Annotated in this window: 14 protein-coding genes, 1 tRNA gene, 1 rRNA gene and 1 other annotated feature; of the genes, 15 read left to right on the top strand and 1 reads right to left on the bottom strand. The window is 39.9% G+C overall.

What is annotated here, in order from left to right; all coding sequences use genetic code 11:
- Positions 1-111 precede the first annotated feature (111 nt).
- The 13 genes from CHF41_RS00085 to ftsH all read left to right on the top strand — a co-directional run bounded on the left by CHF41_RS00085 (position 112) and on the right by ftsH (position 13,183).
- Positions 112-1,020, top strand: a complete 909-nt coding sequence (locus CHF41_RS00085; RefSeq protein ID WP_119875434.1) for a diacylglycerol/lipid kinase family protein — start codon at positions 112-114, stop codon at positions 1,018-1,020.
- A gap of 2 nt (positions 1,021-1,022) precedes the next feature.
- The gene (locus CHF41_RS00080) at positions 1,023-1,220 is read left to right on the top strand and encodes a DUF951 domain-containing protein (RefSeq protein ID WP_119875432.1); all 198 of its coding nucleotides are present in this window, start codon (positions 1,023-1,025) and stop codon (positions 1,218-1,220) included.
- Between the two features lie 45 nt (positions 1,221-1,265).
- On the top strand, positions 1,266-1,418 hold the full coding sequence (locus tag CHF41_RS10255; RefSeq protein ID WP_119875431.1) for a helix-turn-helix domain-containing protein: 153 nt from the start codon (positions 1,266-1,268) through the stop codon (positions 1,416-1,418).
- A gap of 266 nt (positions 1,419-1,684) precedes the next feature.
- Complete coding sequence (gene ychF / locus CHF41_RS00070; RefSeq protein ID WP_119875430.1) at positions 1,685-2,800, top strand: redox-regulated ATPase YchF; 1,116 nt, start codon at positions 1,685-1,687, stop codon at positions 2,798-2,800.
- Between the two features lie 407 nt (positions 2,801-3,207).
- Positions 3,208-3,777, top strand: coding sequence for an aminoacyl-tRNA hydrolase (gene pth, locus CHF41_RS00065; protein WP_119875429.1), 570 nt, complete (start codon positions 3,208-3,210; stop codon positions 3,775-3,777).
- A gap of 1 nt (position 3,778) precedes the next feature.
- Positions 3,779-7,273: a transcription-repair coupling factor gene (gene mfd / locus CHF41_RS00060; protein WP_119875427.1), complete on the top strand. Its 3,495-nt coding sequence runs from the start codon at positions 3,779-3,781 to the stop codon at positions 7,271-7,273.
- Between the two features lie 50 nt (positions 7,274-7,323).
- The gene (locus CHF41_RS00055) at positions 7,324-7,614 is read left to right on the top strand and encodes an RNA-binding S4 domain-containing protein (RefSeq protein ID WP_119875425.1); all 291 of its coding nucleotides are present in this window, start codon (positions 7,324-7,326) and stop codon (positions 7,612-7,614) included.
- Positions 7,583-7,954 carry an FtsB family cell division protein gene (locus CHF41_RS00050; RefSeq protein ID WP_119875424.1) on the top strand — a complete coding sequence of 124 codons (372 nt, stop codon included), beginning with the start codon at positions 7,583-7,585 and terminating at the stop codon, positions 7,952-7,954. The genes CHF41_RS00055 and CHF41_RS00050 overlap by 32 nt, the downstream gene beginning before the upstream one ends.
- Positions 7,951-8,070: an SP_0009 family protein gene (locus CHF41_RS00045; protein ID WP_119875423.1), complete on the top strand. Its 120-nt coding sequence runs from the start codon at positions 7,951-7,953 to the stop codon at positions 8,068-8,070. The genes CHF41_RS00050 and CHF41_RS00045 overlap by 4 nt, the downstream gene beginning before the upstream one ends.
- Positions 8,071-8,083: 13 nt before the next feature.
- Positions 8,084-9,364, top strand: a complete 1,281-nt coding sequence (locus tag CHF41_RS00040) for a serine hydrolase (RefSeq protein WP_119875422.1) — start codon at positions 8,084-8,086, stop codon at positions 9,362-9,364.
- A gap of 2 nt (positions 9,365-9,366) precedes the next feature.
- The gene (gene tilS / locus CHF41_RS00035; RefSeq protein WP_119875421.1) at positions 9,367-10,635 is read left to right on the top strand and encodes a tRNA lysidine(34) synthetase TilS; all 1,269 of its coding nucleotides are present in this window, start codon (positions 9,367-9,369) and stop codon (positions 10,633-10,635) included.
- A gap of 7 nt (positions 10,636-10,642) precedes the next feature.
- Entirely contained in the window at positions 10,643-11,185 is a 543-nt protein-coding gene (gene hpt / locus CHF41_RS00030) for a hypoxanthine phosphoribosyltransferase (protein WP_119875419.1), read from the top strand.
- 21 nt (positions 11,186-11,206) lie between these two features.
- Positions 11,207-13,183 carry an ATP-dependent zinc metalloprotease FtsH gene (gene ftsH / locus CHF41_RS00025; protein WP_119875417.1) on the top strand — a complete coding sequence of 659 codons (1,977 nt, stop codon included), beginning with the start codon at positions 11,207-11,209 and terminating at the stop codon, positions 13,181-13,183.
- A gap of 169 nt (positions 13,184-13,352) precedes the next feature.
- On the opposite strand, the gene CHF41_RS00020 is transcribed toward ftsH, so the two are convergent.
- Entirely contained in the window at positions 13,353-14,306 is a 954-nt protein-coding gene (locus tag CHF41_RS00020) for an IS30 family transposase (RefSeq protein ID WP_119875415.1), read from the bottom strand.
- Between the two features lie 327 nt (positions 14,307-14,633).
- Here CHF41_RS00020 and CHF41_RS00015 point away from each other — a divergent pair.
- A 16S ribosomal RNA gene (locus tag CHF41_RS00015) occupies positions 14,634-16,182 on the top strand.
- A 186-nt stretch (positions 16,183-16,368) separates the two neighbouring features.
- Positions 16,369-16,441 (top strand) — tRNA-Ala (locus tag CHF41_RS00010).
- 132 nt (positions 16,442-16,573) lie between these two features.
- Positions 16,574-17,298: a sequence feature (23S ribosomal RNA rRNA prediction is too short), on the top strand.

The following is a 17,298-nucleotide window of genomic DNA, read 5'->3' as shown; positions in this document are numbered from 1 at the left end:
GAATCGTTGCGAGTTCCTTCACTTTTTAATACTTTGTCAAAGTGAAGAAAGCTGATATCGCTGCAATTATGGCTTTTTTCTCAGTGTCTTTTATGTTATACTAGGGTAAAAATGAAAACGATTAGAGATATGATTGTATATATTTTAGCGAACCCTCATGCAGGAAATGGTCAGGCTTTTACAATCGTTAAAGACATTCGAGAAATGTATCCACAAGTACGGATAGAAAGTTATGTTACAGCGAGTAAAGATGATGAATATGCACAAGTAGAAGCGATTTTATCCGTTTTTCGGAAAGAACAGGACCGTTTCTTGATTTTGGGTGGAGATGGAACGTTATCGAAAGTGTTGTCTGTTTGGCCACAAGAGCTTCCTTTTGCCTACTTTCCCACTGGATCAGGAAATGATTTTGCGCGTGCCGCCGGCATTCGGTCATGGCAGCAAGTGATGGAGACGATATTGACAACTCCACCTGTACCAGTTTGTGTGTTAAGTCTGCCAGAAGGAGTAGTCATCAATAGTTTGGACATTGGCTATCCTGCCCGTGTTATTGCACATTCTGAAAAAACAGCCTTAAAAAAATGGTTTAATCGACTAAAAATCGGAAAGTTGACCTATATTTTCTTTGGGGTTCTTGGTTTGTTTAATTCTTCCCAATTGTCAGCTTGCATTGAAATCAATCATCAGAAGATGGAATTGGAGCATCTCTTTTTTCTTTCTATTGCAAACAACACTTACTTTGGTGGTGGGATTATGATTTGGCCAGATGCTCATATTACAAAGCCACAAATGGATCTTGTTTATGTTTCAGCACCTTCCATTTTCCAGCGTATCAAGGCTTTGTTAGAATTGATTTTAAAACGCCACAAATCTTCTTCTGTGTTGCATCATGTTACAGCAAAAACTGTCAAATTGATATTACCTCATGAAATAGTTGCTCAGGTAGACGGAGAATTACAGACGATTCAACAGCTGACCATTAGCTGCCAAACACGTTATTATTATCTTGGAAAGGAATAAAGATGTACGAATTAGGAAGTATCGTTGAAATGAAAAAGCCACATGCTTGTGTCATCAAATCAACTGGTAAAAAAGCAAATGCCTGGGAAATCATGCGCTTAGGAGCAGATATTAAAATTCGTTGCACTAACTGTGATCATCTCGTTATGATGAGTCGTCATGATTTTGAGCGGAAGATGAAGAAAGTCTTGCAACCGTAAAAAGTCTGATTTAAAGCGATTTTTACATAATTTTGCAAGCTCTAGTTGACAAAAAAATGTCAAAAAATAAGTCCTGATTCCAAATGGGAAAATGGGGATGTAACACCCGATATAGAAAATCTTATCACATTAGCTACATGTTTAGAGGTTAGTCTGGGTGAGTTGGTACTTGGTAAAATAGAGGAAGTGCGCATTTAGCGGATGGTCGAGAAGTCGGAGCGTTCTATGAATGTCTGGGAGTTTTTGGATAAACATTCAGAAAGTAGTAAAAGCGAAACTTTGGTGCTCATTGGCATTCTAGCCGTATTTTTTCGTAGTAACATTGGTTCGCTATTTTTCAAACTAGTTTAAAAGTGTTGTGTGTTGGTTGAATTTCTGTTCATTTAGCTTGCTATTTAGCAAGCTTTTTTCAAATTTTTCTGCTATAATGGTCATGATTGAAATTTTTGAATGGAGAATAAGAAATGGCTTTAACAGCAGGTATCGTTGGCTTACCAAATGTTGGAAAATCAACCCTATTTAATGCGATTACAAAGGCAGGAGCAGAAGCAGCAAACTATCCCTTTGCAACTATTGATCCCAATGTCGGAATGGTAGAAGTACCAGATGAGCGCTTGCAGAAATTAACAGAATTGATTACTCCTAAAAAGACAGTCCCAACAACTTTTGAATTTACAGATATTGCAGGAATTGTAAAAGGAGCTTCTAAAGGGGAAGGTCTTGGAAATAAATTCTTGGCCAATATCCGTGAGGTAGATGCGATTGTCCATGTTGTTCGCGCCTTTGATGATGAAAATGTCATGCGAGAGCAAGGGCGTGAGTCTGCTTTTGTGGATCCAATGGCCGATATTGAAACAATCAATTTAGAATTGATTTTGGCAGATTTAGAGAGTGTCAACAAACGCTATGCGCGTGTGGAAAAAATGGCTCGTACGCAAAAAGATAAGGATTCAGTTGCAGAATTTACTGTTTTACAAAAAATCAAACCAGTTTTAGAAGATGGTAAATCTGCTCGAACTATTGATTTTACGGAAGAAGAGCAGAAGATTGTGAAAGGATTATTCCTTTTAACGACAAAACCAGTTCTTTATGTGGCAAATGTTAGCGAAGATGAAGTGGCAGATCCAGATAATATTGACTACGTGAAGCAAATTCGTGAGTTTGCAGCAACAGAAAGTGCAGAAGTTGTCGTTATTTCGGCGCGTGCAGAAGAAGAAATTTCAGAACTCGATGAAGCAGACAAGTCTGAATTTTTAGAAGCAATGGGCTTAACAGAATCAGGTGTTGATAAGTTAACACGAGCTGCCTATCATTTGTTAGGACTCGGAACTTATTTTACAGCTGGTGAAAAAGAAGTGCGGGCTTGGACATTTAAGCGTGGTATCAAAGCCCCACAAGCTGCTGGTATTATCCATTCAGACTTTGAAAAAGGTTTTATCCGTGCTGTGACCATGTCCTATGATGACCTCATGTCCTATGGTAGCGAAAAAGCTGTAAAAGAAGCAGGACGCCTCCGTGAGGAAGGAAAAGAATACATCGTCCAAGACGGCGATATTATGGAATTCCGCTTTAATGTATAAAGAATGTAGAGAATAATATAAAGGATAAAGGGAGTGGGACAGGCCATGATGAGCGCGTAGCACTAACCCACAAAAATATGTAATCTGAAACCTTACATATAAAAAATACCCAACCTCCTTAGTATTATAATTTGAACAGTTTAACGCAGTAGTTGTCGAGTTTGTAAAACATTGATAAATCAATATTCTATTTGAATAGGCTAGCGAACATTTCTTCGCTAGCCCTATTTCCAATCTTTCACAATTCTCAATTGTGAAAGCACATCAATCTTGTGTGGTATGAACAGTTAGGGGAGTGACTGTTCATAACTGATCCTAAAAATTAGAAAGCGAAGACTATAAAATCGATTTTTACGAAATCACGATTTTTGTCCCACTCCCATTTTAGTGTTTTAAAAGGAGATATCATGACAAAATTGATTGTGGGTCTAGGAAATCCTGGTGATCGTTATGAAGATACCAAGCACAATGTTGGATTTATGTTTATCGATCGAATTGCCAAAAAGGAAAATCTTTCCTTTATTCATGACAAGATTTTTCAGGCAGACATTGCCTCAACATTTATAAATAGCGAAAAAGTCTATTTGGTTAAACCAACAACTTTTATGAATGAATCAGGCAAGGCCGTTCATGCCCTCTTAGCCTACTATGGCCTGGATAAGGAAGATTTAGTAGTGATTTATGACGATTTGGATATGGTGGTCGGAAAAGTACGTTTTCGTCAGAAAGGATCGGCAGGTGGTCACAATGGCATTAAGAGTATCATTAAACATCTGGACAGTCAGGAATTTGATCGCATTAAGATTGGAATTGGCCGGCCAAAGAATGGTATGACCGTTGTTCAGCATGTTCTGTCTCAATTTGATACCAATGACCGTATTGCAGTTGAGTTAACCTTGGAAAAACTTGACGACTTTGTAAACTTCTATTTACAGGAAGCGAACCCTGAAAAAATCATGAGAAAGTATAATACCTAAGATGAATATTCTTGAATTAGTCAATCGCAATAGGCAAATTGACAAATGGCAGGCTGGTTTAAACAAGTCTAGTCGCCAGCTGGTAATGGGCTTATCAGGTACTATGAAGGCCCTTGTCATGTCATCTGCCTTTGATGTGTTAGACGAAAAGTGTCTGATTGTGACCCCTACCCAGAATGAGGCCGAAAAATTAATCCAAGAGCTGACCAGTATTTTGGGAAGTGAGTATATTTACAACTTCTTTACAGATGACAATCCTGTTGCAGAGTTCGTCTTTGCTTCAAATGACCGTACTCAATCTCGTTTGGAAAGTCTAAACTTTTTAATTAATAAAAATAAATCAGGAATATTAGTTGCTAGCATGGCCGCTTGTAGAGTTTTATTGCCAAGTCCAGACATTTATCAAAATGCCATGATGCAGCTTGCAGTAGGGGAAGAATTTGAAGTTGACAACATTGTAAAAAGTTTACAAGCAGTTGGGTATAAAAAAGTATCTCGTGTGTTAAGTCCTGGAGAATTTAGCAAGCGTGGAGATATTCTGGATATTTTTGAAATTAGCAGTGAAAATCCTTATCGGTTGGAATTCTTTGGTGATGAGATTGACGGTATTCGCCAGTTTGAAATTGAAAACCAATTGTCTATTGAAAATGTCGATAGTATTTTAATACGACCTGCTTCTGATATGATTTTTTACTCAGAAGATTTTTTGCGTGCTGAAAAAAAGTTGACAGATAGTTTACAAAATTTACAGCAGCAAGAACAGATTTCTTATATTGAAGAAGTATTATCAGATGTAAGACAGTCCTTTCGTCATCCAGATATTCGGAAATTCCTTTCTTATTTTTATCAAAAGGAATGGACCTTGTTAGACTATCTTCCAACTCATACGCCAATCTTTTTTGATGACTTTCATAAGCTAGCAGATACCCATGCTCAGTTTGATAAGGAAGTTGCAGAATTGTTGACACAAGATTTACAAAATTATAAATCATTATCAACATTACAATACTTTGCATCAACCTATCAATCTTTTAGAGCTTATAAACCTGCTACTTATTTTTCAGTCTTTCAAAAAGGACTAGGAAATCTGAAGTTCGATGCTATCTATCAATTCAATCAACATTCTATGCAGGAATTTTTCAATCAAATTCCCTTATTGCAAGACGAATTACGCCACTATGCCAAATCGAGCTATACAGTTATCATCCAGGCAGAGTCAGAATCTTCCTTACAGCGTTTACAAAAGACGTTACAGGAATATGAGATAGACTTGCCTGTCGCTCAATCAAATCAGCTGCAAATTGGTCAGCAACAGCTAACAATCGGTCAATTATCAGCAGGTTTTCATTTCCTAGACGAAAAGATTGTTCTCATTACTGAACATGAGATTTTTCATAAAAAGATTAAGCGTAAGGTCCGCAGGAAAAATATCTCAAATGCTGAACGCTTGAAAGACTATAGCGAGTTATCTGTTGGAGACTACGTTGTTCACCATGTTCACGGTGTCGGTCAATATTTAGGGATTGAAACCATTGAAATATCGGGTATTCATCGTGATTATTTGAGTATTCAATATCAGAACAATGACCGCATTTCTCTACCAGTTGAGCAAATCGATGCCTTATCTAAGTATCTAGCTTCAGACGGAAAAACACCTAAACTCAATAAGTTAAACGACGGTCGCTTCCAGCGTACCAAGCAAAAGGTAGCAAAACAAGTTGAGGACATAGCAGATGATTTGATTCGTCTCTATGCCGAGCGCAGTCAATTGACAGGTTTTGCCTTTTCACCAGATGATGAAAATCAAGCTGAGTTTGACCAGCATTTTGCCTACGTCGAAACAGAAGACCAACTTCGTTCCATTCAAGAAATTAAAAAAGACATGGAAAAAGCCTCTCCAATGGATCGTTTGTTGGTAGGGGATGTTGGCTTTGGAAAGACCGAGGTTGCCATGCGCGCAGCTTTTAAGGCGGTTAATGATGGTAAACAAGTAGCAATATTGGTTCCGACAACTGTATTGGCTCAGCAACATTTTACCAATTTCCAAAGCCGTTTTGCAGAATTTCCTGTCAATGTTGATGTTATGAGCCGATTTAAGACCAAGGCAGAGCAAGAAATGACGCTCGAAAAGCTCAAAAAAGGTCAGGTAGATATTATTATCGGTACCCACCGTCTGCTCTCAAAAGATGTGAAATTTGCTGATTTGGGACTTTTGGTGATTGATGAGGAACAACGCTTTGGAGTAAAGCATAAGGAACGCTTAAAAGAATTGAAAACCAAGATTGATGTGCTGACCTTGACAGCAACGCCGATTCCACGGACCTTGCAAATGTCCATGTTAGGTATTCGAGATTTGTCAGTTATTGAGACGCCTCCGACCAATCGTTACCCTGTTCAGACCTATGTGCTAGAGACTAACCCTTCTATTATCCGTGATGCAATCTTGCGGGAAATGGATAGGGGTGGACAGGTTTACTACCTTTACAATAAAGTTGACACAATTGAACAAAAGGTTTCTGAAATCCGTGAATTAGTACCCGAGGCAGAGGTTGGCTATGTCCATGGTCAAATGTCAGAAATCCAATTGGAAAATACGCTTCTAGCCTTTATTGAAGGTGAATACGATGTCCTAGTGACAACGACAATTATTGAAACAGGTGTCGATATTCCAAATGCCAATACGCTTTTTATAGAAAACGCAGACCACATGGGGCTGTCAACCCTCTATCAACTGAGAGGTCGTGTTGGTCGCTCTAATCGTATTGCGTATGCCTATTTGATGTATAGACCAGACAAAAATTTGACAGAGATTGCTGAAAAGCGTCTTGAAGCGATTAAAGGCTTTACAGAATTAGGTTCCGGTTTTAAAATTGCTATGCAGGATTTATCCATTCGAGGAGCTGGAAATATTTTGGGAGCAGCCCAGAGTGGCTTTATTGATTCAGTCGGCTATGAATTATATTCACAATTACTAGAAAATGCGATTCTTAAAAAACAAGGTAAGCAGGCTAAGCGGGAAAAAAGCAATACTGAAATCAATCTTTTTATCGATGCGTATTTGCCAAGTGAGTACATCTCTGACCAACGCCAAAAAATTGAGATTTATAAGCGGATTAAGCAGATTGAAAATCGGGTGGATTATGAAGAATTACAAAATGAGTTAATGGACCGCTTTGGAGAATACCCAGATGTGGTGGCCTATCTTCTTGAAATTGGTCTTTTAAAATCCTCTTTTGATCAAGTATTTGCACAGAAAGTCGAACGAAAACAGCATCAGCTTGTGGTCAGCTTTGAAGAACTATCAGGTCAAATCTTCCTGATGCAAGATTACTTTGAGGCTTTGTCTGTGACAGATTTAAAAGCCCATATTTCGGAAAATAAGGGAAGTGTGGAGTTGATCTTTAATATTACTAAGAAAAAAGACTACGAAATCATCGAAGAACTACTACATTTTGCTGAAAAAATGGTTGAAATTAAGGCACGAAAGGCGCTATAAAGTTTTAAAACCAATCAAAAAGTGATACAATAAAGAAATGAGGTGAAAATATGAGACTAGACAAGTATTTAAAAGTTTCCCGTATTATCAAACGTCGCACGGTTGCAAAAGAAGTGGCGGATAAGGGAAGAATCAAGGTTAATGGTATTTTGGCTAAATCATCGACTGATTTGAAAGAAAATGACCAGATTGAAATCCGTTTTGGGAACAAGTTGCTAGTTGTCAAAGTACTTGAAATGAAAGATAGCACTAAAAAAGAAGATGCGCTCAAGATGTATGAAATCATCAGTGAAACAAGGATTGAAGCAGATGAAAAAATCGAATATTCTCCAAATCAATAACCAATACATTCAAGAAGAACTGCAAAAAAGTCAGGCTTATCGGCAAGAAAAAAGGCAGAAGAACCGCTTTATGGGTTCTATCTTGATTTTGGTCGTTTTTCTCTTTGTTTTGCCGACCTACAATCTGGTCACTAGTTATGAAAATTTGCAAAAGCGTGAAGCCCAATTGAACGATTTGCAAAAGCGCTATAAAGAATTAAAAAAGCAGCAAAAAATTGAGACTTCTTTAGTGAAAAAACTAGAAGATGAAGAATATGTGACCAAGTATATTCGAGCAAAACTTCAATATTCAAAGGACGGGGAATTTATTTATAACATCCCAGGATTATTACCACGATGACAGAAACGATTGTAGAAATTGTAGAAAAATTCTTGGCCTATTCTGATGAAAAATTAGAGGAACTAGCTGAGAAAAATCAAGCATTAAAAACTGAGGAAAAGGATACTAAAAAGTAGGAAAGGAGGAAACATGAAAAAGCAGTTATTATGGCTCATTAGTCCAGTTTTATTTGCAACGACACCAGTTGGAAGTACTGAGATTCCATTTGAGTTGTCTAGTCAGATGAACTACCAACTGAACTACAAAGAGTATAGTACAGATTTTAAGAGTATTCCGACCAATCCAAATGTCTATGAAGAAGTTGATAGCTACCTTGACAAGGAGTTAACAACACCATTAAAAAAAATCAAGCCTAATCAAATTTTCTCAATTATTGGTGTGGATAGTAATAGTCAGAATCAGCTAGTCTTCCAATTAAAGGATAAGAGTTATGTGGTGGCTGATCAGACCCGTATCTATGATGATATTATCTTATCTAAAAAGGTTGTTGAAGAAAAAGCCTGGCTCAAGAAAGATTTCACCCTCTACTCCAGTCCTATCTCTAATCAAGCGAAAAAAATAGATATTGGGGTTAAACCCTATAAAGAAGTAACAGTATCAGAAGTGGTTGAAACTCATCTAGGTTTCTTTGCGAAAATAAATTCTAAAGCTTGGGTTAATGTGGCTGATTTATCTGAGAATGATAACCGTATAGAAGCTGTTCAGGAGTTACTTACGACAAAATATCATTCTAAGAATATAGCTGTCTATGTCAAGAAGTTGTCAACTGGAGAGACAGCTGGTGTCAACCAAGAACAGCTGATGTATGCAGCTAGTATAACCAAACTTCCAGAACTTTACTACGTACAAGAGAATATCAATCAAAAAAAAATAAACTTGACAGATAGTGTAAAGTATGTCAAGGAAACAGAAGATTTTGATGGTGCCTACGAACCAGAAGGAAGTGGCTCAATCCCAAAAACACCTGATAATCAGAATTACAACATTGGTGACTTGATCAATCGAACTGCAAAGGAATCAGATAATGTGGCTAGCAACCTCCTTGGCTACTACGCAGCTGATAAATTTGATAAGCGTTTCTACCAAGAAACGACTAGAATTGCAGGTCAAAAATGGGATATGGTATCGCGCATGGCATCGGCTGAAATGGCGGGATTGATGATGGAAGCAATCTATCATCAGAATGGTTATGTTCTAGAAAGTCTGTCTGCTACCAACTTTGATGACCAACGGATTGCGAGAGATATCGATGTCAAAGTTGCTCATAAAATCGGAGATGCCTATGACTTCAAGCATGACGTAGCGATTGTCTATGCCAAAGAACCATTTGTTCTCTCGATTTTTACAGATCGGATGGCGTACGATGATATTTCACAGATTGCAAATGATGTATACGGGATTTTAAAATAATAATGGAAGAAAAATTTTTAAAAGTGACACAAGAAGGTCACTTTTTTGATAAGCATAAGTCAGTTCTTATTGCAGTTTCAGGTGGAAAAGATTCAATGAATTTACTTCATCTTCTCTATAAATATCAGAGTGTCTTCGATATTAGAATTGGGGTTGCTCATATCAATCATCAACAACGACGAGAATCAGCTGTGGAAGAGGCTTATATCAAAGAATGGGCTGAAAGACGAAGGATTCCTTTTCATGTTTCTTATTTTAAAGGAACATTCTCTGAAGCAGCAGCTCGTACCATGCGCTATGATTTTTTTGCAGAAGTGATGAAACAGCATGATTATACAGCTATTGTTACGGCTCATCACGCTGATGATCAGGCAGAGACGATTTTGATGCGCTTGATTCGAGGGAGTCGTCTAGCTCACCTTTCTGGAATGAAGATTGTTCAACCTTTTGCAAGTGGAGAGTTGATTCGTCCCTTATTGGCTTTTCGTAAGAGTGAATTGATGAATGTGCCTCACTTTGAAGATGAGAGTAACAATTCTTCGCTTTATTTCAGAAATCGTATTCGTAATAACTATCTTCCTGTGTTACTCAATGAAAATCCTCGAGTGAGATCTGCTTTATTGCATATAGGAAAAGAGTCTGAACGGCTACATCAGGCTTTCAGAGATTTAACCTGTCATATTGATGTGACAAATTTGCAGGATTTTCAAGCGCAGACGACAGCTGTTCGTTATTTTTTACTACAACACTATCTGGAAGAATTTCCAGAACTTCAGTTGACACGAAATCAATTTGACCAAGTGTTAAACATCCTTGAAAAAAAAGCCAATTATCAGCAGCACTTAAAAGGTGACTATTACCTTATCAAGGATTATCAGCGTTTTGCTATTACAAAAATCCAACCTAAGACGGATAGGCAAGAGGAAGAATACGTGATAGAATCAGAAGGTATTTTTCAGTATGGATCGTTTCTTTTTTCATTGAATGAGCCTCTTGAGCAACCAGATCAGATTCTCTATCTTCAGGCTCATCAACCGATTCTCCTACGAGGGAGACAGGCTGGTGATCGTATCTTACTTCATTCGATTTACAAAAAAATTCGACGTTATTTTATTGACCAAAAAATACCTCAAAACTTGCGAGATACGGCTATTGTGATTGAACAAGACGGAAAAATTTACGGAATCGCAAATATGGTTGCCAGTGATTTGAGTAAATCTGCAAAAAATGATATAATCAAAGCTACATTATATATAAAAATGAAAGAGTGAATGAAATATGTTGGAAAAAGATATCAAAAAAATCCTTATTTCAGAAGAAGAAATTGTTGCAAAAAGCAAGGAATTAGGGAAGATTTTAACAGAAGCTTATGCTGGGAAAAATCCCCTTTTGGTTGGTATTTTAAAGGGTTCTATTCCGTTTATGGCGGAACTCGTAAAACATATTGACACTCATATCGAAATGGACTTTATGGTGGTTTCTAGCTATCATGGGGGTACTGAAAGTAGCGGTACTGTCAAGATTATCAAGGACTTAGATACAAATGTTGCGGGTCGTGATGTCCTCTTTATCGAAGATATTATTGATACAGGACGCACCTTGAAAGAATTGAAAGAGTTGTTTGCTCTACGCCAAGCAGCTTCCATTAAAATTGTAACCCTCCTTGATAAACCAGAAGGCCGTGTGGTAGAGATTGAACCAGATTATACTTGCTTTACAATTCCAAATGAATTTGTTGTAGGATTTGGTCTAGATTATGATGAAAACTACCGCAATATTCCTTATGTAGGAGTATTGAAAGAGGAAGTTTATTCAAATTAGAAAAAGGTTACTATAGTATTTATGAACAATCAAAACAATAAAGGATTTATCCGAAATCCTTTTCTCCTTATTTTAATTATTGCTACTTTAATTACGGCGTATCAATTTTTTAAAGCGGGTAGTCAAGTTTCAACTCATGAAATTAGCTACTCACAAGTTGTTAAAGAATTAACTGATGGGAATGTGAAAGATGTTACCTATCAACCCAATGGTAGTGTTGTTGAAATTTCAGGAACCTATAAAAATCCAAAGGTTGCAGAAAGCAAAGCTGCAGAATCAATTAAATTATTCCAAGTTTCAGATAAGACTAGTTATCAGAAATTTACATCTACTATGTTACCAGCTGACTCAGCAGTAGATGATTTACAAGAATTAGCAAAAAAACATGATGTAAAAGTAACGGTAAAACCAGAAAGTTCCAATAGTCTGTGGTTAAATATCCTAATCAATATTTTTCCATTAGTTATCTTTGGTATCTTCTTTGTCATGATGATGAACCAAGGTGGTGGTGGCGCACGAGGCGCCATGAACTTTGGTCGCAATAAGGCAAAGGCTTTAGAAAAGAGTAATGTAAAAGTTCGCTTTTCTGATGTAGCAGGTGCCGAAGAAGAAAAGCAAGAATTAGTAGAAGTTGTTGAGTTTCTTAAAGATCCAAAACGCTTCACTAAATTAGGTGCACGCATTCCAGCAGGTGTTCTCCTTGAGGGTCCTCCAGGGACAGGTAAAACGCTTCTCGCAAAAGCTGTTGCGGGAGAAGCAGGAGTACCATTCTTTAGTATTTCTGGCTCTGACTTTGTTGAAATGTTTGTCGGAGTTGGTGCCAGTCGTGTCCGTTCGCTCTTTGAAGATGCTAAGAAAGCTGCGCCAGCCATTATTTTCATCGATGAAATTGATGCTGTCGGTCGCCAACGTGGTGTCGGTATGGGTGGTGGAAACGATGAGCGTGAGCAAACCCTCAATCAATTATTGATTGAAATGGATGGTTTTGCTGGCAATGAAGGTATTATCGTGATTGCCGCAACAAATCGTAGCGATGTATTGGATCCAGCCCTTCTTCGCCCGGGACGTTTTGATCGTAAAGTCTTGGTTGGACGACCAGATGTAAAAGGTCGTGAAGCTATCTTGAAAGTTCATGCCAAAAATAAACCATTGGCAGATGATGTTGATTTGAAACTGGTTGCCCAGCAAACACCCGGATTTGTCGGTGCCGATTTGGAAAATGTACTGAATGAAGCAGCTCTTGTCGCTGCCCGTCAAAACAAAGCAGTTATTGATGCTTCTGATATTGATGAAGCAGAAGATCGTGTCATCGCAGGCCCGTCTAAAAAAGACCGTCAAATTTCACAACGCGAGCGAGAAATGGTCGCTTATCACGAAGCGGGTCATACGATTGTTGGACTTATTCTTTCAAATGCACGCGAAGTTCATAAAGTGACGATTGTACCTCGTGGTCGTGCAGGTGGATACATGATTGCTCTACCTAAAGAAGATCAAATGCTTCTATCTAAGGAAGATATGAAAGAGCAGTTGGCAGGTCTTATGGGTGGTCGCGTAGCAGAAGAGATTATTTTCAATGCTCAAACAACGGGAGCTGCCAACGACTTTGAACAAGCAACCCAAATGGCACGAGCTATGGTGGCAGAATATGGAATGAGTGATAAGATGGGACCGATGCAGTATGAGGGAAATCATGCAATGTTTGGCGGCTATACAACTCAAAAACATATTTCAGAGCAAACTGCTTATGAATTAGATAATGAAGTTCGCAAGCTATTGAATGAAGCACGCGATAAAGCAGCTGAAATTATTCAGGCCAACCGTGAAACGCATAAGCTGATTGCAGAAGCACTATTGAAATATGAAACATTGGATAGCGTTCAAATCAAATCACTCTATGAAACAGGGCAGATGCCAACAGATTTAAACCATCCTGATAATGAAGATGTTCATCCACTTTCATATGATGAAATCAAAGAAAAAATGAAAGATACGAAATAAATATATAAGAGAGACCTAAGGAAACAACTATAAGATTGTATAGAATGTTTCCTAAGTCTTTCTTTTTAATACCCTTGACAAATTGTAAGGTTATGTAGTATATTGACATAGCTTAGTATCGATATGCTTTTTAACTATTGTTATTTTCATGGCAAATTTCAAGTTCAAGTTAGCCAGTCTGTAAAAATTCTCTAGGAGATTTGTAACCCAATATCTTCTTTGGATAGTTGTTAATCCAGTTTTCAATAAATGCGACTTGTTGCTGCGTCGCCTTTTTGCTTCCCTTAGGCAACCAACGCCTGATGAGTCTATTATGATTCTCATTAGTTCCACGCTCCCAAGAGGAATAAGGGTGGGCATAGTAGATATGATCGGGGCCAAAAACTTCTGCTAAACGACTGAATTCAGTCCCGTTATCAGCTGTGATTGAGTTAATTTGATAATCTCTGAGGATCATTTTCAGAGCTTGATTGACTGAAGACGCGGACTTATCGGGAATGAGTCGGATGATTTGATAACGACTCTTTCTATCAGTTAGAGTCAACAGACACTCATTTTTTGCCCGTGTTTGAATAACCGTATCAATTTCAACATCACCAACATTCTCACGTTGATTAATGCTTTCTGGCCGTTCCTCAATCGATTTTCCAGCCGGCTTAAAGTTGGGACTCGCTTGTTTTTTCTTCGTTTTCTCCTTGCGAGGATAAAGCATGCCATCCTTGGTCAATCCTAAGTGTCCATGATGAATCCAGTAGTAAATGGTGGAGACGGAGACAGATATCCCTTTTGCTTTTACCATCATCTCAGGAGAGTATTTCTGCTTGATATAGTGAAGAATCTTTTCTTTGAGTTCCTTGGTTAGGGAAGTCTGCCTCACAGAATGTTTACGATTATTTTGATAGTTTTTTTGAGCGAAGTCAGCTGAGTAGATTATTTCAAATTTTCCTTTACGCACTTGTTGCCTAACCAGACCACGTTTGACTTCGTTGTGAATGGTTTGAGGAGCCTTCTCTAATCTTCTAGCGATTTCACGATTTGAGAGCCCTTCTTGAAGCCAACGCTCAATCATTCTACGTTCAGCTAGTGTCAAATGTTTCCTTTTTGGTGTATAATAGTGTTGCATCTCAGAGTCTTTCTAATTGTTCTTGTGGTGATTACAATTATATCTCTCTGAGATGTTTTTTTATACCCTTGAGTGGCTAACTTCATTTTAGAACTTTCGATTGTTATTTTCATGAAAAAAATTCAAAAAAAGTAAAAAAAGTAGTTGACAATAAGAAGAAGAGGTGATATACTGATATAGTTGTCGCTTGAGAGAGCGATAAGGCAAGACCTTTGAAAATTAAAGAAGACGAACCAAACGTGCAGGGTGGTTTATGGAGACATAAACCGTCAATGAACATAAGAAAATAAATCTGTCAGTGGACAGTATGAGTGAAGACTCAAACTATTAAATGAGAGTTTGATCCTGGCTCAGGACGAACGCTGGCGGCGTGCCTAATACATGCAAGTAGAACGCTGAAGCTTGGTGCTTGCACCGAGCGGAGGAGTTGCGAACGGGTGAGTAACGCGTAGGTAACCTGCCTGGTAGCGGGGGATAACTATTGGAAACGATAGCTAATACCGCATAAAAGTACTTACTGCATGGTAAGTATTTGAAAGGTGCAATTGCACCACTACCAGATGGACCTGCGTTGTATTAGCTAGTTGGTGAGGTAACGGCTCACCAAGGCGACGATACATAGCCGACCTGAGAGGGTGATCGGCCACACTGGGACTGAGACACGGCCCAGACTCCTACGGGAGGCAGCAGTAGGGAATCTTCGGCAATGGGGGGAACCCTGACCGAGCAACGCCGCGTGAGTGAAGAAGGTTTTCGGATCGTAAAGCTCTGTTGTAAGAGAAGAACGTTAGCGGGAGTGGAAAATCCGCTAAGTGACGGTAACTTACCAGAAAGGGACGGCTAACTACGTGCCAGCAGCCGCGGTAATACGTAGGTCCCGAGCGTTGTCCGGATTTATTGGGCGTAAAGCGAGCGCAGGCGGTTTGATAAGTCAGAAGTAAAAGGCTGTGGCTCAACCATAGTACGCTTTTGAAACTGTCAAACTTGAGTGCAGAAGGGGGGAGTGGAATTCCATGTGTAGCGGTGAAATGCGTAGATATATGGAGGAACACCGGTGGCGAAAGCGGCTCTCTGGTCTGTAACTGACGCTGAGGCTCGAAAGCGTGGGGAGCGAACAGGATTAGATACCCTGGTAGTCCACGCCGTAAACGATGAGTGCTAGGTGTTGGGTCCTTTCCGGGACTCAGTGCCGCAGCTAACGCATTAAGCACTCCGCCTGGGGAGTACGACCGCAAGGTTGAAACTCAAAGGAATTGACGGGGGCCCGCACAAGCGGTGGAGCATGTGGTTTAATTCGAAGCAACGCGAAGAACCTTACCAGGTCTTGACATCCCAGTGACCGTCCTAGAGATAGGATTTTTCTTCGGAACACTGGTGACAGGTGGTGCATGGTTGTCGTCAGCTCGTGTCGTGAGATGTTGGGTTAAGTCCCGCAACGAGCGCAACCCCTATTGTTAGTTGCCATCATTGAGTTGGGCACTCTAGCGAGACTGCCGGTAATAAACCGGAGGAAGGTGGGGATGACGTCAAATCATCATGCCCCTTATGACCTGGGCTACACACGTGCTACAATGGCTGGTACAACGAGTCGCGAGTCGGTGACGGCAAGCTAATCTCTTAAAGCCAGTCTCAGTTCGGATTGTAGGCTGCAACTCGCCTACATGAAGTCGGAATCGCTAGTAATCGCGGATCAGCACGCCGCGGTGAATACGTTCCCGGGCCTTGTACACACCGCCCGTCACACCACGAGAGTTTGTAACACCCGAAGTCGGTGAGGTAACCTTTTAGGAGCCAGCCGCCTAAGGTGGGATAGATGATTGGGGTGAAGTCGTAACAAGGTAGCCGTATCGGAAGGTGCGGCTGGATCACCTCCTTTCTAAGGAAATGGAACTCTGTACGTAGTCTTCTTTAATTTTGAGAGGTCTTGTGGGGCCTTAGCTCAGCTAAGCGAAACCGCAGGTTTCAGGTTTGTCGAAGCGAAAGCGAACGACAGGGGCCAGCGGCACCCGAAGACAATAGAATAAGAAACGTGAACTAATAAGAGAAAACCAGATTATTAGTTGGGGCCTTAGCTCAGCTGGGAGAGCGCCTGCTTTGCACGCAGGAGGTCAGCGGTTCGATCCCGCTAGGCTCCATACAGTCACTGAATGTGATTGTAGGAATTGTCCATTGAAAATTGAATATCTATATCAAATAGTAACAAGAAAATAAACCGAAAACGCTGTGAATTAATGAGTTTTCTAATTTGAAAGAATTAGGTTAAATAAGGTTAAGTTAATAAGGGCGCACGGTGGATGCCTTGGCACTAGGAGCCGAAGAAGGACGTGACTAACGACGAAATGCCTTGGGGAGCTGTAAGTAAGCATTGATCCAGGGATGTCCGAATGGGGGAACCCAACATGTAATGCATGTTATCCATGACTGTTAAGGTCATGAGAAGGAAGACGCAGTGAACTGAAACATCTAAGTAGCTGCAGGAAGAGAAAGCAAAAGCGATTGCCTTAGTAGCGGCGAGCGAAACGGCAGGAGGGCAAACCGAAGAGTTTACTCTTCGGGGTTGTAGGACTGCAATGTGGACTCAGATTTTGTAGAAGAATCCTCTGGGAAGGGGAGCCACAGAGAGTAAAAGCCTCGTATTCGAAACAGAGTCTGTACCTAGCAGTATCCTGAGTACGGCGGGACACGCGAAATCCCGTCGGAATCTGGGAGGACCATCTCCCAACCCTAAATACTCCCTAGTGACCGATAGTGAACCAGTACCGTGAGGGAAAGGTGAAAAGCACCCCGGGAGGGGAGTGAAATAGAACCTGAAACCGTGTGCCTACAACAAGTTCGAGCCCGTTAATGGGTGAGAGCGTGCCTTTTGTAGAATGAACCGGCGAGTTATGATATGATGCGAGGTTAAGTTGAAGAGACGGAGCCGCAGGGAAACCGAGTCTGAATAGGGCGCCATAGTATCATGTTATAGACCCGAAACCATGTGACCTACCCA

Origin of the sequence: Streptococcus respiraculi, from assembly GCF_003595525.1 — a bacterium.
GTDB lineage: Bacteria > Bacillota > Bacilli > Lactobacillales > Streptococcaceae > Streptococcus > Streptococcus respiraculi.
Note: the sequence above shows the minus strand (reverse complement) of the source record. Positions and strands in the feature narration are given on the sequence as shown.